The organism is Stenotrophomonas sp. IS26 (assembly GCF_054188265.1).
In genome coordinates, this window is sequence record NZ_JBSZJV010000005.1 from 99,742 (window position 1) to 116,829 (window position 17,088).

Here is a 17,088-nt window from a genome sequence, read left to right on the forward strand (position 1 = left end):
CCATGAGCGGGCACGCGGTCGGTTCCACCGCCATCCCCCACCCCAACGCCGCCAGCCGGTTGCCGTTCGGCGGGCTGCTGGCGCTGGCCTGCGCGGGTTTCATCACCATCCTCACCGAGGCGCTTCCGGCCGGCCTGCTCTCGCCGATGAGCGCCGATCTCGGCGTCAGCCGCGCGCTGGTCGGCCAGCTGGTCACGATCTACGCGCTGGGCTCGCTGGTCGCCGCATTGCCGATGACCGCACTGACCCGGCGCTGGCCACGCCGCCCGTTGATGCTCACCGCGATCGCCGGCTTCGTGGTGGTCAACACCATCACCGCGATGACGCACCACTACGGCCTGATGCTGGTCGCGCGCTTCTGCGCGGGCATCAGCGCGGGCCTGCTGTGGTCGCTGGTGGCCGGTTATGCCAGCCGCATGGTGGTGCCGCAGCTGCAGGGCCGCGCGATCGCGGTGGCGATGGTGGGCACGCCGCTGGCACTGTCGTTGGGCATTCCGGCCGGTACGCTGCTGGGCCAGACCATCGGTTGGCGCTGGGCGTTCGGGTTGATGTCGCTGCTCAGTGTTGGCCTGCTGGTGTGGGCGCGGCTGGCGCTGCCCCCGCTGCCGGCCCCGGGCGCGGCGGCGCAGCAGCCGCTGGTCAGCGTACTGCGGCTGCGCGGCATGCGCACCGCGTTGCTGACGATGTTCCTGTACGTGCTGGCGCACAACGTGCTCTACACCTACATCGAACCGTTTGCGGCGCTGTCCGGCGCGGCGGCCTGGCTGGATCGCCTGCTGCTGGTGTTCGGCGTGGCCGCGCTGGTCGGCATCTGGATCACCGGGCTGCTGGTGGACCGCTGGCTGCGCGCGCTGGTGGTCGCCAGCACGGTAGCCTTTGCACTCTCGGCCGTGGCGTTCGGCCTGTGGCCGGGCTCGCCGTGGGTGCTGGTGATCGGCACGGTGGTCTGGGGAATCTCCTTCGGTGGCGTCCCCACGCTGTTCCAGACCGCCGTGGCGCGTCGTGCCGATGAGGCCGGGGACATCGCGCAGTCGTTCGTGGTGACGGGCTGGAATCTGGCCATCGCGCTGGCGGGCGTCGTCGGCGGCGTGATGCTGGAAACCGTCGGTGAACGCTGGCTGCCCGCGGTCCTGCTGGTGCTGCTACTCGCCACGTTGGTGGTGGTGCTGCGCCAGCCGCGTGCGTGGGCCCCGATCGCGCACTGAGCCCAGCCGCCGCACACGGCAAGGTGGGCCGCGATACCCGGCGCTATGCTGGGGCCGGGTATCGCGATGGGAGCAGCGGGTGCGCAAGGGATTCGTTCGATGGGGTGTGCTGGCACTGCTGTGCGTGGCCGGCAGCGCGCACGCAGCCGAGCCGGAGCGACGCATCGCGCTGACGATCGATGATCTGCCCTGGCAGCGTCTGGACGAACGCGCCGAGCCCGCGCTTGCCGCCCGTCATGCACAGTTGATCGCAGCCCTGAAGCGGGCCGACGTGCCGGTGGTGGGGTTCGTCAATGAGGTCAAACTCGAGGTGGATGGACAGGTGCAACCTGCGCGCGTGCAGATGCTGCGCGACTGGCGCGATGCCGGGTTCGAGCTGGGCAACCATACGTTCGGCCATGTCGATCTGCATGCGATCGGCTTGGCCGCGTATGAGCAGGACATCCTGCGCGGTGAAGCTACCCTGCGCCCACTGCTGGCCGAAACCGGGCAGGCACCGCGCTGGTTCCGGCATCCCTATCTGCGTGCCGGGCAATCCCCGGAAGAACGTGCTGCGCTGGGCGTGTTCCTGCAGCAGCACGGCTATCAGGTCGCGCCGGTGACGGTCGACAACAGCGAGTGGATCTGGGCGTTCGCCTACGATCACGTGCGCGATACCGAGAGCGATCCCATCGCGCGGGAGGCCCGCCTGCGCCAGCTGCGCCGTGGCTATGTGCCCTACATGCTCAATAAGCTGGACTACTACGAGCAGCAGGGGCAGCAGCTGCTGGGCCGGCTGCCTGCACAGGTGTGGTTGATCCACGCCAATGCGCTCAGCGCGGACTGTGTGGAAGAACTGGTCGCAGCCACGCGCCGGCGCGGCTATCGCTTCATCTCGCTGGAGGTGGCCCTGCAGGATCCGGCGTATCAGCATGCCGATGGCTACAACGGGGCCGGCGGCATCAGCTGGATCCAGCGCTGGGCGATGGCGGAGAACGCACCGAAGGCCTTCTACGCAGGCGAGCCCCAGGTACCGGCGTGGGTGATGACGCTGGCCGGCCTGGAGGCGGAATAACGCAACGGCTCAGGCCGGCGTGTCGCTGTTGGGGTTCTGCATGTCCTCCGGTGCCTGCCCGTACTGCTGCTGACGTTGCTGGTGGAACGCGATGAACTCGGCCGGCGGCAGGGCCTTGGAGAACAGCCAGCCCTGCCCGAACTCCACCTGGCGCGCCTGCAGGTAGGCAAGCTGGGCCGGGGTTTCCACGCCCTCCGCCACGGTGAACAGCCCGAGGGTCTTGGCCATGTCGATGATGTGCGAGGTGACCGGGCTGGTGGCGCTGTCGGTCCCGATCGCATCGATGAACGACTTGTCGATCTTCAGCGCATCCAGCGGCAGTTGCTGGAGGTACTGCAGGCTGGAATAGCCGACACCGAAGTCGTCGATCGCCACGCAGTGCCCCATCCGCCGTGCATTGGCCAGGCTGGTGCGCGCCCGGCGGATATCGATGAAACCGCGCTCGGTCGCCTCCAGCCAGATCTGCTGGGGATGGATGCCTGTCCCGTGCAGCTTGGTGCTCAGCACCTTCAGTGCCCGTCCGCTGCTGACATCCTCGGCGGCCAGATTGATCGCGATGTGCGCGCTGCGGTCCTGCACCAGCAACGCGCGCATGTCCGCGATCACGTGGTCGATGACCTGGTCGGTCAGCGCCTCGATCAGCCCGGCCTCCTCGGCCAGCGGGATGAACAGATCCGGCCGCACCAGGCTGCCGTCGGGACGGCGCCAGCGCACCAGCGATTCGGCGCCCACGCAGATGCCGGTATCCAGCTCGATGATCGGCTGGTAGTGCATGAAGAACTCACGCCTGCGCACGGCGGTGGCCAGTTCGCCTCGCAGCGACAGCCGCCGCCGCGACAGCCACACCACGCCGCCGATCGCCGCCAGCGCGCCCAGCACCCCCAGCGGAATGAACTGCCCGATCTGGTGGCGGAATGCGGCAACCAGATCGGTGCGTGGGGCGGTGGCGATGGCCAGCCATTCCTGGTCCTGCGCGGTGGCATACAGCGTCTGCCCTTCGATACCGCTTGCCGGCTCGCGCAACAGCCGTTGCAGCAGGGCCTGGTCCTGGATGTCCTGCTGGGCGATCAGCCGTCCGTCGGGGCTGGCGACGGCCAGCCGCACGTTGGGATCGACGATCACATCGATCAACCGCGCCGGATCCATCAGGATGTCGTAGTGGCCGTAACTCAGGGCCATCAAGGGCTGCTGCGGCGTGCCGGCGAGCGGACGGATGTCCAGCGTAATGCCGGCGCCCTCGGCGGTGACATAGGTCGGTGGGGGCTGCACGACCCCGGGGTCCATCGGCCCCCACGAGGTGCAGGCCAGCCGGCCGTTCTCGAAGTACCCGATCTGCTCGGCCGAGTGGGTGCGCATCACCAGTCCGCGCATCACCTGCAGGTGCTCGGGCGAGCAGGGCACCAGGGTGCTGCGGTTGAGTTCACGCAGGGTGTTCAACGCGCCCTCGTAGGCGCGGTGCGCGCGCTGCAGGGTGCGCTCGGCGGTGGTCTGCAGCCGCACCTGTTCGAACTCGCTGGCGCGGCTCCAGGTGAAATAGAACACCGTGGCGATCGGCACCAGGGCGCCAAGCAGGGCGAGCACTACAGTGACGGCAATGATCCTGACGCGGTTCAAGCAGACCTCGATGCCTAGTCGAAAAGGGGTTCCATGGCAGCCCGGCGGGCCAGGGGACTCACCGCCCCGAGCCGCTATATGACCATCAGTGCGCGGGGATTGAAACAATGCCGCGCGCCGGGACGGGCCGGATAGGAGGCGGGACGCTCCATTAGGGGTTGAATCCGTCACCCTTGGGCAGGTCGCCGGCGCTTGCCGGCATAGCCACCCGGTATTCACCTTCGGTTCGCGCCCCCGGCCGGATCATCGCGCCGCACCCTTCCGTGCCACGATCCGAGCCCGATGAATCCGACCCTGCCTGCCGCGTTGGCCCTGGTGTCGTTGCTGTTGCCTGGCCTGGCATCGGCGCGCACGGTCTATCGCTGCGTGCAGAGCAACACGGTCAGCCTGGCCACCGCACCGGAACCGGGCTCCAGATGCACGCCGCAGCAGATCGACGACAACGCCGTGCAGACCCCCAACCTGTGGGGCAACATGGGCGTCTTCAGCGGCACGCTGTATGAGCGTGAGCAGGACGGTGCGCTGGTCTACTCCACCCGCAACCTGCCCGGCTCGCGCGTGTTCCTGAAGTTCACCGTGGCCACGCCCCCGGGCGAGCCGGCGCACGAAGGCCTGGGCAAGGTCGGCACGCCGCAGTTGAACCGGCATGCCAAGCAGTTCAAGGCGGCAGCCAAAGCCACCGGCGTGGACGATGCCTGGCTGCGCGCGATCGCGCATGCCGAGAGTGGCTTCGATGCCGGCGCGATCTCACCCAAGGGCGCCCAGGGCGTGATGCAGCTGATGCCCGATACCGCCACCGAATACGGCGTGGCCGATCCGCTCTCGGCCGAGCAGTCGATCAGCGGTGGCGCGCGTTACATGAAGGCGCTGCTGCGACGTTACAAAGGTGACCGCGTACTGGCCGCGGCCGCGTACAACGCGGGCATCGGTGCGGTGACGCGCTACAAGGGCGTGCCGCCGTATGCCGAGACGCTGGCGTATGTGGAGAAGGTCAGCGCGTTGTACGTGCGCTACCGCGAAGCGATGGGGTTCAAGGTGGAAACGCCGGCGAAATAGCGCGGCGTTTCAGGGCGGAACGTCCGCGCTGGGCACGCGCTGTGCCGCACATCACTGGTTTCATGCGGTACGTCCGTCCATGGCGTCAGCCCGTATTGAAACAGGAACGAGGCATCCACACAGGTCGCTGTCGCCGCGCAGGGTTTGCAGGCACGCCACGAGCGGCTAAGGTCGTGTTCCGAACAGCAGCAGGCAAGGACAGCGATGACGCGCGGACGATGGGCAATGGTGGTGCTGATAGCAGCCCTGATGGCGGCGGCCCTGGCATGGACTTTCCTGCGCGAACCGGCCGCGCCCGCGCCGCCGCCGGGCCCGGTGGCGACCGTGCTCGGCTGGACGCCGCAGTTCAGCGTGCTGGCCGGCGACGGTGTCGGTGGCAGCGCCGAAGGCCCCGCCGCCCAGGCGCGCTTCGCCGATCCCTACGGACTGGCGGTGGACGCGCACGGGGTGGTCTACATCGCCGATGCCGGCGACAACAACCGCATCCGCCGCGTCCATCCCGATGGCCGCGTGGACACGCTGGCCGGGCAGGGCGAGGGCTGGCGCGATGGGGCTGCCTTGCAGGCGCAGTTCAACACGCCCTCCGGTATTGCGGTGGATGCGGCCGGCAACGTCTACGTCGCCGACACCGGCAACCACGTGATCCGCCGCATCGCGGTGGACGGCACCGTGAGCACGCTGGCAGGGGATGGCCAGCGGGGCTTCGTCGATGGGCCAGCCGCGCAGGCGCGGTTCGATGGACCGATGGGGGTGGCGGTGGCCGCCGGTGGCCGCGTGTATGTGGCCGATACCTACAACGACCGCATCCGCGTGATCGAGCCCGATGGCCGTGTGCATACCCTGGCTGGTGGCGAGCGCCCAGGGCTGATGGAGGGCATCGGCGCGGGCACCCGCCTGGATACGCCGGTGGCGCTGGCACTGGATCCGCAGGGAAATCTGCTGATCGCCGACCTGTTCAACAACGCGATCCGCCAGCTTGCGCCGGATGGCACGCTGAGCACGCGCGTGGCCGACGGTGGTCTGCTCAGTGGGCCCCTGTCCGTGGCAGTAACCCACGACGGGGTGATCTACGCCAGCGACATCAACGGCAAGGTGGTGCAGATCTCGGCGCAGGATCATCAGCTGGCCTTGGCCGGCGTGCCGCCGCAGCCGCGCTTCGCCCGGCCGACCGCGCTCGCGCTGGATGCCGAGGGGGGACTGTACCTGGCCGATGCCGCTTCCTACCGTGTGCACCGGCTGCATGCGCTGGCGACAGGAGAGACCGCGCCGCCGGCGCTGATCGGCCCGGCGCCGGACGCACCGCTGCCGCAGACCGCCGGCCGGTGGCCACTGGCCCCGCAGGACGGGTGGCATGAGGTGGTCGGCACGCTGGGTGAAGTGCGCGGGGATTTCAAGGGCGAGAGTCGCCACCACCTGCACGGTGGCTTCGACATCCGCGGCGATGTCGGTCAGCCGGTGCTGGCGATTGCCGACGGCAAGGTCGATACGCCGTTCGCGGCGTGGTCGGTCGGTGGCCAGGCCGAGGGCCTGTCACTGGGCCGACTCAAGTACATCCACATGAAGGTCGGCCGTGACCCGCGCGATCGTCCGTTCGATGCGCGCTGGCAGCCGCTGTTCGGTGAGGACGGCACGTTGGAGCGCATCCGCGTGCGTCGCGGCACCCGTTTCGCCGCCGGCGAAGCGCTGGGCAGCATCAACCGCATGGCGCATGTCCACCTGAGCGTGGGCGCCAGTGGCTTCGAGCGCAATGCGGTGGCGCTGGGCTTCACCGGCTATGCCGATACGTTCGCGCCGCGCATCACCGAGGTCGCCGTGCTGGACGATCTGGACCAGCCGATCAAGGCCGGTGCCGACGGACGCGTTGCGATCCCCCGCCAGGGCCCGGGCGTGCAGATCGTGGTGGAAGCATGGGACCAGGTGGATCGCAACCTGCCACGGCGGCGGTTGGGGCTGTACCAGGTCGGCTACCAGGTGCTGGACGCACAGGGCCAGCCGCTGGCCGGCTACGAGCAGCCGCGCTTCAACATCGTGTTCAACCGGATGCCGCGCGAAGACAGCGCCACCCGCGTGGCCTATGCGCCGGCCAGTGGCATCACCGTGCATGGCAGCGCGGTCACCCGGTTCCGCTATCTGGTCACCAACACCGTGCGTGACGGATTGGTCGAGACCGGGCGATGGCAGCCGGATGCGTTGCCGGCCGGCGAGTACATCCTGCGTGCCAGTGCGCGCGACTACAGTGGCAATGAGGCGGTCGGCCCGCGCGATCTGAAGATCACGCTGCTTCCCTGAGCGACATCAGGCGCCGACGCGCACGCGCTCGGCGTCCATGTCGGCCAGGGGCCGCACCTCGATGCTGCCGAAACGCGACCACGGGAATTGCTGGGCGATGCGCATCGCCTCGGTGTGGTCCGGCGCGTTGATCAGGTTGAAGCCGGCCAGCAGTTCGTGGGTCTCGGCGAACGGGCCATCGGTGATCCGGGTCTGGCCCTGACGCACACGTACGGTGCGCGCGCTGTCGACCGGTTCCAGCTTCTGCGCGAGCACCAGCGTGCCCTCGGCCTGCAACCGGTCGGCGTGCTGCAGGCAGTCGTGCATCAGGCGGTCGTATTCGTCGCCGGGCAGGGCCTGCAACAGGCCCTCGTCGATATAGATCAGCAGAAGAAATTGCATGGCCGGACCGGGGTGGGCGGGGGAATCCGCATGATGCCCCAGCCCGCGCCCGTGACGTGTTGCAGCGCCGCAGCGGCGCCCTGTTCAGGGGCGGAAAAATACATCCGTGCGGCGTGTCGATTTCCGCCCCGCGGGCACGTTGTATCCAGTGAACGGCCCGGGTTACGGGCTGGCACACAGGAGCACCCCGTGAAAGTCATGGTACTGGTCAAGGCGACGCCGGCCACCGAGGCCGGTCAACTGCCCACCGAGCAGGACATCCGCGCCATGGGCGCCTACAACGAGCAGTTGGTCCAGGCCGGGATCATGTTGGCCGGCGAGGGCTTGCACCCGAGCTCGCGCGCCCGCCGGGTGGCGTTCGGCAGCGAACCGCCGCGGGTCATCGATGGGCCATTCGCTGAAACGCGCGAGCTCGTCTGCGGGTTCTGGCTCTGGCAGGTGCGCTCGCTGGACGAGGCCACCGAATGGCTCAAGCGCGCCCCGTTCGCCCCGGGCGATGTGGTCGAGCTCCGCCCGATTCTCAGCGCCGAGGATTTCGGCGATGCCTTCACTCCTGAATTACAGGCGCAGGAACAACGTCTGCGCGACCAGATCGGCACGGCCGATTAATCCATCCCGCATGCCTGGAGCATTCCCATGAAACTGATTCCGTTCCTCGGCTTCAACGGCAAGACCCATGAGGCCATGGCGTTCTACGCGCAGGTGCTCGGCGGCAAGGTCACCTCGGAGATGAAGTACCGCGATATGCCACCGATGGAGAGCAAGGAGGGCTGTGGCGAGATGCCGCCGGAAACGCTGGACCACGTTGCCCACAGCCAGCTGGAGGTTGGCTCGGCGGTGCTGATGGCCGCCGATGGCCCGTCGCCGGACGGTCAGGGCAGCACCACGATCAACATCGAGGTCGACTCGATCGACGAGGCCGAGCGCGTATTCAAGGCGCTGGCCGACGGGGGTGAGATCAAGATGCCGATGACCGAAACCTTCTGGGCCCATCGCTGGGGCTTTCTGATCGACCGCTACGGCAAGCCGTGGATGGTCAACTGCATGAAGCAGCCTTGATTCTTCCGCTCAACAGGAACCGTCCACATGTCCAACGCGACGCAGCAGATGATCTTCGTCAATCTCCCGGTGCGTGATCTGGAGGCCTCCAAGGCATTCTTCGCCGCCCTCGGCTACACCTTCAACCCGACTTTCACCGATGAGAAAGCGGCCTGCATGATCATCAGCGACAGCATCTTTGTGATGTTGCTGGTGGAGACCTTCTTCGCGCAGTTCACGACCCAACCGATCAGCGATGCACGCCGCCAGACCGAGGTGATCACCTGCCTGTCGGCCGAGAGCCGCAAGGCGGTCGATGTGCTGGTGGACACGGCGCTGAAGGCCGGTGCCCGTGAGCCGCAGCCCGCGCGTGACTACGGTTTCATGTACCAGCGCGGCTTCCAGGACCTGGATGGGCACCTGTGGGAGATCGCGCACATGGAGGGCGAACCCGGGTGACGGCACGCCGCGGTGCGGCTTGTGCCCCGACCGCACCGGTGCTCTGATCGGCCGCATGGACACGGCACTGACGCAACGACTGGAGACGATCTGGCGCATGGAATCGCCAGTGTTGACCGCCCGCCTGACCCGCCTGCTTGGCGGCGATGTCGGCCGTGCCGAAGAGCTGGTCCAGGACACCTGGCTGGCCGCGCTGGAGCGCTGGCCCAGCCAGGGCGTGCCGGACAATCCCGGAGCGTGGCTGATGACCACCGCGCGCAACCGCGCCATCGATGTGCTGCGCCAGCACCAGCGCGTCGCCGGCCAGCATGCGCAGTACGGCAGTGCGCTGGAGCCGCTGCCATTGCCGGCGCCGGACGACAGCGGTGCGCTGGAAGACGATATCGGCGATGACCTGCTGCGGTTGATGTTCGTCGCCTGCCATCCGGTGCTGGCCGCCGATGCGCGTGTGGCGTTGACGCTGCGGCTGCTCGGCGGGCTGACCACCGAGGAGATCGCGCGCGCGTTCCTCGCCTCGGAGCCGACCATCGCCCAGCGCATCGTGCGTGCCAAACGCACCCTGGCGCAGAAGCAGGTCCCGTTCGACGTGCCGCGCCAGGCCGCCTTGCCGGAGCGGTTGGCTTCGGTACTGGAGGTGGTCTACCTGATCTTCAACGAAGGCTATGCGGCCAGCGCCGGCGACGACTGGATGCGCCCGGCCTTGTGCGATGAAGCGCTGCGGCTCGGCCGCGTGTTGGCCAGCCGCCTGCCGACCTGGCCGCAGGTGCACGGGCTGCTCGCGTTGATGGAACTGCAGGCATCGCGCACCGCCGCGCGCACCGATGCGACCGGCACACCGATCCTGCTGCCCGACCAGGACCGCACGCGCTGGGACTGGCTGCAGATCGCTCGTGGCCAGGCGGCCCTGCAGCAGGCGATTGCGCTCGGTGGTGGTGACGATCCCTATGCACTGCAGGCGGCCATCGCCGAGTGCCACGCACGCGCACGCCGCGCCGAAGACACCGATTGGGCAAGGATGGCGGCGCTTTACGCGCGGCTTGCGCAGGTGCAGCCTTCGCCGGTGGTGGACCTCAATCGGGCCGTTGCCGTGTCGCGTGCGCAGGGAGCTGCGGCGGCCTGGCCGCTGGTCGAGCAGCTCAGCGCTGATGCGCGCCTTCGCGACTATGCGCCGCTGGCCGTAGTGCAGGGCGACCTGCTGGCCCAGCTGGGCCGTGCGGCCGACGCACGGGCGGCGTTCGAGCGGGCAGCAGCGCTGACCGCCAACGGCCGCGAACGCGCGCTGTTGCAGGCGCGCGCGGAGGCTCTGGCACAAGGCTGACGCAATCTCATCTTGTCGGTCTGCATGGTTGCGGCTATCGTTGCGCCCTTCACAAGCATGACTGGGGCTGACCCCCGGTCAGCAACCACAGGGACAAAGGCTGATGCCGTCAGGGAAGAAACCGCCACGCGCGATGCGCGCGTGGTTGCTGCTGTGCGTGTTCCTCATCACCCCGTTCGCGCATGCGGCCGACAAGGTACAGCAGGCGTACTGGGCTGGCTTCGCCTATACCGGCGAGCAGGCTGCCCGCAGCGAGGTTGCGCCGCATAGCACCCGGGTCATCGACCGGCGCGGTGCGGAGGCCTTGAACCAACAGCTTGCCGGTGCCCTGCGCCGCCAGCCGCCGAGTCACCTGCAGCTGATCAGCGACCAGCTTGCCAAGCTGGATGGCACCACCAGCGCCACCGTGCTCGCCGCGGCGCTGGACCGTGAACTGGTCTCGGTCGAGCCGATCGGCGAGCAGTACAAGGTGCTGGTGGAGGTGGCACTGCAGGCGCTGTTCTTCGATTTCCGCGAGCGCCAGGTCATCGCCTCCTACCCGGTGACGCTGCAGCGTATCGACCTGCAGGACGACCGCCCGTCCGAAGGGGATATCGACGCGATCATCGCCGATCTGCTCTATGGCACTGCTGCCACCGCACTGCCGCAGGTACTCGCACAGACCCTGGCCAACGCGCAGCTTCCCAACGCCTCGATGCGGCGGCTGCAGGTGGGTGGGGTGACGTTGTCCGATGCGGCCCGGGTCAAGCTGCCCGACCCTGCGATGGAAGGCACCCTGCGCGCCACGCTGGCCCATGAGCTGTCCAAGACGCTGTCGTCCAACACCGGTATCGGCCTGTTGCCACCGGCCACCGGGGAAGCGATCGGCGGTGCGATGGCCGCGCGCTTTGCCGACGGAAAGGTGTATCAGCTCAAGATTCCCGAACCCGATTACGTGGTCACGCTGACGCTCGACGCAATGAAGAGCGGCGTCGTCAATGAAACCGCGGCCATGAAGACGATGCTGTTCGGCGCGTTCTTCCAGGTAAAGGTGACCGAGCCCTTCTCCGGCAAGGTGTATTTCGACCAGCCCCTGCGCAAGGGTGCCACCAAGGTGGTGCCGGTCACGCAGTGGCGGGTGGACCAGTGGTCGGCCAACTACGAAACCGTGTTGGCCGGCTTTGATGCGTTCGCTGGCGCTGCTGCCAAACGGGCGGATTCGCGCGCCTGGCTGGATGAGCAGAAGCCGGGCGGACGCCCCCTGCAACAACAGATCCAGGCCCTCCAGGAGTTGATCAAGTCATGTCGTTGATTCGTGCTGTACTGCTGATTCTCATTGCATTGATGGTCACCGCGCCGGTCGCGGCGCAGACCGCCAGTTCCCGCGGCATGGGCTCGGCCAGCTATGGTCTGCGCCTGAGCGCCGATACCCGTGCCCAGGCCCTGAACAAAGCCAAGGTCAACGCACTGGAAGCCTATATCGCCGAATCGGGCGCGGCCAAGCTGCGCCTGTTCGAGTCGCGCCGTCCGGAGTTCATCGGCGAGATCGACCGCTTCGTGCTCTCCACCGTGACCCTGTCGGAGAACGAGGACAAGAAGGCCAAGACCTACACGATCAGCGTTCGCGCCGAGATCAACACCACGCTGCTGCAGACCAAGCTGGATGCCGGCTCGGCCGTGGCCGGCGCACGCAGCAACGAACGCTCGCTGCTGACCTTCCTGTTCATGGCGCGCTCGCAGGACACCGTGCAGTCGTTCCAGGACAAGGAATACCGCCGCGTTGACGCCAGCCGCAGCTATGACGAAAACACCCGCGAAGGCGACTCCTTCCGTGGCAACTCGGTCAGCACCAACGGCAGCGTCAACCAGAACGCGTCGGTGTCGGTGACCAGCGGCGGCAGCACCACTGCGCGCAGCGACACCATCAGCTGGAAGGTGGCCAACGCCGCCGAGGTCAACACCGCGATGACCGGTGCCTTCAGCAGCGCCGGCTACGAAGTGGTTGAAGCGGAGTACGTCGAAGGCGAAAGCGGCGGCCTGCTCAGCATCGATCGCATCCGCAAGGATTTCAGCACCGGCAACGACCTGTCTGCCGCCACCCTGCGTGATACCGCCAACGGCATCCGCGCCGCGAACATTCCGTACATCGCGGTCGGCACCCTGGATATCGGCATGCGTGACCGCGATCCGGCCTCGGGCAATACCCGCGTGTACGTCACGGTGACCGGCAAAGTGCTGGACGTGACCGGCCGCTTCCCGCGCACCGTCTCTTCGGTCGGCCCGGTGCAGTACGCCGGCCTGGGCCCGAACGAAACCGTCGCCCGTACCAATGCGTTGCGCGAGGCTGCCGAACAGGCCGCCCAGCAGATGATCAACGAGCTGAACGTCAAAGCCGTTCGTTGACGCCGTGCGGCGAACATCGGTGCGCCGCACGCCCCATTGCCTCCAGATCGTTTTTTTCGCCCGTGCCTGCACGGGCGTTCTTCCCTCACACAGGACCCATCCCATGATCCGTACTACCGTCATCGCACTCGCCGTCGCTGCCTCCTTCGCCGCGCCCGCGCATGCTCAGTTGAGCAAGCTCAAGGGTCTGGTCGGCGGCGCGACCGCCACCGAAGCCAGCGCCGCCGGCGCCCCGGACGAAGCCGCGCAGGATGCACTGGTGCGCCGTTTTGTCGCGTCGCAGTCGCATTCGCTGGCCGCGCAGACCTCCTTCGCCAAGGCCTTCGGTCTGGCCGAGCAGGTGCAGCTGCTGGAAGCCGAGCGTCAGGCGCTGTCGTCCGGTGCGGTGGACGTGAGCAAAATGAAGAAGTCCGTGTCCGTCAGCGAAGCCGCCCAAGCGGCGATCGATGAGCGCGTTGCCGCGCAGCCGGAACTCAGCGCCGAATCCAAGCAGTACTACACCGAAGGCTTGGTCTCGCTGATCGCCTCGGCGGCTGAAGGCCAGAAGCTGAGTGGCGAAGCCAGCAACTTCGCCGGTGGCATGAAGAACCTCGGCGCGGCGCAGATGGCCACGCTGGGCCGCAAGCTGGTCGCCGGTGCGTGGGTCGCCAAGGAATCCCCGGGCTACCTCAAGGGCCTGTACGACACCTCCAAGTCGGCGATGACGTTCGCCCGCGCCAGCAAGATCAAGGTGCCGGGCAATGTAGATGCGATGCTCGACGGCCTGAACTGATCCGGGACGGCCACGCATGCAGATTTCTACCCGACTGCTGAGCCTGGCCATCGCCGCTACCCTGCTTGCCGCGTGCGGCAAGCAGGAGGCGCCGGTGGACGAGGTTGCCAGCAAGACTGAATCCAAGGTGCTTTCGGCTGCGAATGCCGACACCGGGCCGTTGCGCGGTACGCCTGATTTCGGCGGCACCACCCAGGTCGCGCGGGAAGCCGACGGTATCGGCAGCACGCCGGAACTGGCTGTACTGGCTGCGCTGCAGTCGGCCGTGGCGCAGGTCAACGGCGTCCGTGTCGCCAGCCAGATGCAGACGCTCCGCGCCGGTCTGGATGTCGATGTCGACGGTCACCACGTCGGCAGCCTCCAGGCCAATGCCTTCGCCCAGCAGGCGATCGCGGCGTCGCAGGGAGCCGTGCTGGGCTACGAGATCCTCTCGCAGGAGGAAATCCGTCAGATTGATGAGGAAGTGATTGAACGCGTGCGGGCCAGCGATGCCGGCTTCACGTACGCCGCCTCGGCGTCGGCCAGTGGCTCGGCACAGGCGCAGGCCGACGCGAGCGGACAAGGCGGTTCGGCTTCGGCCAGCGTCAAGCAAAGCTACAAGGAAAGCGCGAAGGTCGATGCCAAGCGGGGGGCGAGTTCGTACGAGTCCGACGTCAGCCATCGCACCATGCGCAGCTACTGGAAGGTCCGCATCCGTGCCGACATCGCCAAGTACCGCGCACCGGACGAGCAGGGCCGGCCGAAGATCGTCGTCGCCCTGCCGCACGTCCGGTCGGGTAGCTATGCCGTCGGCGATGGCCGGGTAAGCAGCGAAGAGGTGGCGCGTGCCATCCGTGCACGCCTGTCCGACACGCTGACCCAGACCAAGCGTTTCATCGTGCTCGATCGTGAGTTCGGCGATGAAATGCAGGCCGAGATCGATCACATCAACAGCGGCAACGTGCGCCTGCAGGACACCGCACGCCTGGGCCAGCAGCTGGCGACGGATCTGATCCTGATTCCGAGCATCGAGCGTTTCGAGTACCCGCGCAGCGTGCGTCAGCTGCGCATGTCCGATCGCCAGGTGAGCTCGTACTCCGGCGGCGGTCGCATCACGTTGCGGCTGATAAACGCGGCCACCGGTGAAGTGGTGATGTCCGACAGTTTCGACCACCAGTTGGCCTCGACCGGGCCGAGCACGCTGCCGCGTGTGGTGGACGGCAAAGGCATGGCCGCGACGATGATGGATTCGCTGTCCGGCCAGATCGGGACCGCGATCATCACCGAGATTTTCCCGGTCTCGGTCGTATCGTTGAGCGGTGACCAGGTGGTGCTGAGCCAGGGCGGCGACGCCCTGCAGGTCGGCCAGCGCTGGCAGGCGGTGATGCTGGGCGAGGCCCTGAAGGACCCGCAGACCGGCCGCTCGCTGGGGCGCAATGAGACCCCGTGCTGCACGATCCGCATTGATCGCGTGGCCGCGCAGACCTCGTACGGGACGCTGGAAGAAGGTGCGGATCTCGGCGGCGCAGGCTTCCGCCTGGGTGCCATTGAACTGCGCAAGCAATTGGGTGCGGTGAAGCCGGCCACGACCGCTGCGGCGCCGTCGGGTAGCGGCAAGGCACCAGTCCGTGCCGCCAAGCCTGCCGCGGCGGCCAAGCCGGCAGAAGATCCGAACTGGTAAACGATGGCGCCGGGCCTTGGCCCGGCGCCTGTCCAGCTGCGGCATCGCCTACACTCGGGGTCCAGGTTTGGTCCCGTTGTGGAGAGAGCGATGAAGCGAGTAGTACTGAGCGTGCTGGCCCTGTCGGTGTCTGGCGCCCTGATGGCGGCGACGCCCAAATTCGACGGCGCGCGGATCTCCGCCGACGTCAAGGAGCTGGCCTCCGATGCCTACGAAGGCCGCTCGCCGGCCACGGCCGGTGAAGAAAAGACCATCGCCTTCCTGAGCAAGCAGTTCGCCGCGGCCGGCCTGCAGCCGGGCGGCGACCTCAAGGACGGCAAGCGCCTGTGGACACAGGCCGTGCCGCTGCTCAAAGGCGATATCGTCGGCACCCCGAGCCTGTCGCTGAGCAGCAAGGGCACGCCGCAGACGCTGAGCCAGGGCAAGGAAATCGCCGTGCGTGCCGCCATGAACGGTGCCAGCGAGGTGGACATCAAGAACGCGCCGCTGGTCTTCCTGGGCTACGGCGTCAAAGCCGGCGAGCGCAACTGGGACGACTTCAAGGGCGTGGACCTGAAGGGCAAGATCGCGGTCGTGCTGATCAACGATCCGGACTTCGAAACCGGCCAGGGCGATTTCGACGGCAAGGGCATGACCTACTACGGCCGTTGGACCTACAAGTACGAAGAAGGCGCGCGCCAGGGCGCCCTGGGTGTGCTGATCGTGCACGAGACCGCACCGGCCTCGTATGGCTGGGCCACCGTGGCCGGCTCCAACACCAACACCATGTTCGACGTGGTCCGCGACAACCCGGCCGAAGCGCATCCGCTGCTGGAAGGCTGGATCCAGCGCGATCTGGCGGTGGAACTGTTCAAGCGCTCGGGCCTGGATTTCGAGGCGCTGAAGAAGCAGGCGCAGACCCGCGACTTCAAGCCGGTCGAGCTGAAGGGCGAGACCTTCTCGGCCAAGTACGCGGTCAAGACCGAGGTGATCACCTCGCACAACGTGGCCGCGCGCCTGGAAGGCAGCAAGCATCCCGACGAGACCGTGATCTACAGCGCGCACTGGGATCACATCGGCGTGGGCAAGCCCGACGCCAACGGCGACACCATCTTCAACGGTGCGCTGGACAACGCCAGCGGCACCGCCTCGCTGGTCGAGCTGGCGCGCGGCTTCGCCAAGGCCAAGCGTCCGGAGCGTTCGGTGCTGTTCCTGGCCGTCACCGCCGAGGAAAAGGGCCTGCTCGGCTCGGAGTACTACGCCAGCCACCCGCTGTATCCGCTCGGCAAGACCGTGGCGCTCATCAACATGGATGGCATGGCGCCCTTCAGCCCGTCGCGTGATTTCGGCATCTACGGCTCGGCCAAGCTGGAACTGCTGGACCAGCTCAAGGACGTCGCCAAGGGCTGGGACATCCGCTACACCCCCGATCCGAAGCCGGAAGCCGGCCTGTTCTTCCGCTCCGATCACTTCCCGTTCGCCAAGCGCGGCGTGCCGGCGGTGTCGTACTCGGCGGGCCAGGATTGGGTGGAAGGCGGCGTCGCCGCGGGCAAGGCGGCGTCGGATGACTACACCGCCAAGCGCTATCACCAGCAGGGTGACGAATGGCAGCCGGACTGGACCTTCGCCGGTGCCTCGCGCGATCTGGAGGTGCTGTACACGCTGGGCAACCAGCTGGCCAACTCGCGCGCCTGGCCGAACTGGAGTGAAGACTCCCAGTTCCGCGCCCCGCGTGACGCCAGCGCCGCCGAGCGGAAGTAGTGCCGGCCGTTGGCCGGCTCCTCGCTTGAATGATCGGAAATGTGGGAGCCGGCCGCTGGCCGGCCTCCCCAGCAGCACGGCCGGGAAACAACGCAGCCGACCAGCGGCCGGCTTCAATCC

Annotated in this window: 15 protein-coding genes; 13 read left to right on the plus strand and 2 right to left on the minus strand. The window is 67.6% G+C overall.

The window, feature by feature from the left end:
* Positions 1-2: 2 nt before the first annotated feature.
* Together ACW6W5_RS06855 and ACW6W5_RS06860 are read left to right on the plus strand one after the other, a co-directional pair.
* Positions 3-1,205, plus strand: a complete 1,203-nt coding sequence (locus ACW6W5_RS06855) for an MFS transporter (RefSeq protein WP_152152993.1) — start codon at positions 3-5, stop codon at positions 1,203-1,205.
* 79 nt (positions 1,206-1,284) lie between these two features.
* Entirely contained in the window at positions 1,285-2,259 is a 975-nt protein-coding gene (locus ACW6W5_RS06860; RefSeq protein WP_226956650.1) for a polysaccharide deacetylase family protein, read from the plus strand.
* Positions 2,260-2,268: 9 nt separating this feature from the next.
* Here ACW6W5_RS06860 and ACW6W5_RS06865 read toward each other — a convergent pair whose 3' ends face one another.
* Positions 2,269-3,873, minus strand: a complete 1,605-nt coding sequence (locus ACW6W5_RS06865) for an EAL domain-containing protein (RefSeq protein WP_121042389.1) — start codon at positions 3,871-3,873, stop codon at positions 2,269-2,271.
* Between the two features lie 282 nt (positions 3,874-4,155).
* On the opposite strand from ACW6W5_RS06865, the gene ACW6W5_RS06870 reads away from it, so the two are divergent.
* The gene (locus ACW6W5_RS06870; RefSeq protein WP_152152995.1) at positions 4,156-4,929 is read left to right on the plus strand and encodes a lytic transglycosylase domain-containing protein; all 774 of its coding nucleotides are present in this window, start codon (positions 4,156-4,158) and stop codon (positions 4,927-4,929) included.
* A gap of 204 nt (positions 4,930-5,133) precedes the next feature.
* The gene (locus ACW6W5_RS06875; RefSeq protein ID WP_226956651.1) at positions 5,134-7,218 is read left to right on the plus strand and encodes a gluconolaconase; all 2,085 of its coding nucleotides are present in this window, start codon (positions 5,134-5,136) and stop codon (positions 7,216-7,218) included.
* Positions 7,219-7,224: 6 nt separating this feature from the next.
* On the opposite strand, the gene ACW6W5_RS06880 is transcribed toward ACW6W5_RS06875, so the two are convergent.
* On the minus strand, positions 7,225-7,599 hold the full coding sequence (locus ACW6W5_RS06880) for a YciI family protein (RefSeq protein ID WP_152152996.1): 375 nt from the start codon (positions 7,597-7,599) through the stop codon (positions 7,225-7,227).
* Positions 7,600-7,788: 189 nt separating this feature from the next.
* Here ACW6W5_RS06880 and ACW6W5_RS06885 point away from each other — a divergent pair, with 189 nt between their 5' ends.
* From ACW6W5_RS06885 to ACW6W5_RS06925, 9 genes are all read left to right on the plus strand, one after another.
* Positions 7,789-8,208: a YciI family protein gene (locus ACW6W5_RS06885; protein ID WP_152152998.1), complete on the plus strand. Its 420-nt coding sequence runs from the start codon at positions 7,789-7,791 to the stop codon at positions 8,206-8,208.
* A gap of 27 nt (positions 8,209-8,235) precedes the next feature.
* Positions 8,236-8,658, plus strand: coding sequence for a VOC family protein (locus ACW6W5_RS06890; protein WP_152152999.1), 423 nt, complete (start codon positions 8,236-8,238; stop codon positions 8,656-8,658).
* Between the two features lie 27 nt (positions 8,659-8,685).
* On the plus strand, positions 8,686-9,096 hold the full coding sequence (locus tag ACW6W5_RS06895; protein WP_152153002.1) for a VOC family protein: 411 nt from the start codon (positions 8,686-8,688) through the stop codon (positions 9,094-9,096).
* A 55-nt stretch (positions 9,097-9,151) separates the two neighbouring features.
* A complete protein-coding gene (locus ACW6W5_RS06900) occupies positions 9,152-10,414 on the plus strand; it encodes an RNA polymerase sigma factor (protein WP_152153004.1) in 1,263 nt (420 codons plus the stop codon).
* Between the two features lie 133 nt (positions 10,415-10,547).
* Positions 10,548-11,705 (plus strand): hypothetical protein, encoded by a 1,158-nt coding sequence (locus ACW6W5_RS06905; RefSeq protein ID WP_121042403.1) that lies wholly within the window; start codon positions 10,548-10,550, stop codon positions 11,703-11,705.
* Positions 11,696-12,796 (plus strand): hypothetical protein, encoded by a 1,101-nt coding sequence (locus ACW6W5_RS06910; protein WP_121042405.1) that lies wholly within the window; start codon positions 11,696-11,698, stop codon positions 12,794-12,796. Before ACW6W5_RS06905 ends, ACW6W5_RS06910 begins: the two co-directional genes overlap by 10 nt.
* Positions 12,797-12,899: 103 nt before the next feature.
* On the plus strand, positions 12,900-13,568 hold the full coding sequence (locus tag ACW6W5_RS06915) for a hypothetical protein (protein ID WP_152153007.1): 669 nt from the start codon (positions 12,900-12,902) through the stop codon (positions 13,566-13,568).
* A gap of 16 nt (positions 13,569-13,584) precedes the next feature.
* Positions 13,585-15,228 carry a CsgG/HfaB family protein gene (locus ACW6W5_RS06920; protein WP_152153009.1) on the plus strand — a complete coding sequence of 548 codons (1,644 nt, stop codon included), beginning with the start codon at positions 13,585-13,587 and terminating at the stop codon, positions 15,226-15,228.
* A gap of 90 nt (positions 15,229-15,318) precedes the next feature.
* The gene (locus tag ACW6W5_RS06925) at positions 15,319-16,968 is read left to right on the plus strand and encodes a M28 family metallopeptidase (RefSeq protein WP_152153011.1); all 1,650 of its coding nucleotides are present in this window, start codon (positions 15,319-15,321) and stop codon (positions 16,966-16,968) included.
* Positions 16,969-17,088 lie beyond the last annotated feature (120 nt).

What these genes read in the sequence shown, in the direction of transcription:
- ACW6W5_RS06855 (WP_152152993.1), top strand. Translation starts at nt 3, where the DNA reads ATGAGCGGGCACGCGGTCGGTTCCACCGCCATCCCCCACCCCAACGCC.
- ACW6W5_RS06870 (WP_152152995.1), top strand. Translation starts at nt 4,156, where the DNA reads ATGAATCCGACCCTGCCTGCCGCGTTGGCCCTGGTGTCGTTGCTGTTG.
- ACW6W5_RS06875 (WP_226956651.1), top strand. Translation starts at nt 5,134, where the DNA reads ATGACGCGCGGACGATGGGCAATGGTGGTGCTGATAGCAGCCCTGATG.
- ACW6W5_RS06880 (WP_152152996.1), bottom strand. Translation starts at nt 7,599, where the DNA reads ATGCAATTTCTTCTGCTGATCTATATCGACGAGGGCCTGTTGCAGGCC.
- ACW6W5_RS06890 (WP_152152999.1), top strand. Translation starts at nt 8,236, where the DNA reads ATGAAACTGATTCCGTTCCTCGGCTTCAACGGCAAGACCCATGAGGCC.
- ACW6W5_RS06895 (WP_152153002.1), top strand. Translation starts at nt 8,686, where the DNA reads ATGTCCAACGCGACGCAGCAGATGATCTTCGTCAATCTCCCGGTGCGT.
- ACW6W5_RS06900 (WP_152153004.1), top strand. Translation starts at nt 9,152, where the DNA reads ATGGACACGGCACTGACGCAACGACTGGAGACGATCTGGCGCATGGAA.
- ACW6W5_RS06905 (WP_121042403.1), top strand. Translation starts at nt 10,548, where the DNA reads ATGCGCGCGTGGTTGCTGCTGTGCGTGTTCCTCATCACCCCGTTCGCG.
- ACW6W5_RS06910 (WP_121042405.1), top strand. Translation starts at nt 11,696, where the DNA reads ATGTCGTTGATTCGTGCTGTACTGCTGATTCTCATTGCATTGATGGTC.
- ACW6W5_RS06915 (WP_152153007.1), top strand. Translation starts at nt 12,900, where the DNA reads ATGATCCGTACTACCGTCATCGCACTCGCCGTCGCTGCCTCCTTCGCC.
- ACW6W5_RS06920 (WP_152153009.1), top strand. Translation starts at nt 13,585, where the DNA reads ATGCAGATTTCTACCCGACTGCTGAGCCTGGCCATCGCCGCTACCCTG.
- ACW6W5_RS06925 (WP_152153011.1), top strand. Translation starts at nt 15,319, where the DNA reads ATGAAGCGAGTAGTACTGAGCGTGCTGGCCCTGTCGGTGTCTGGCGCC.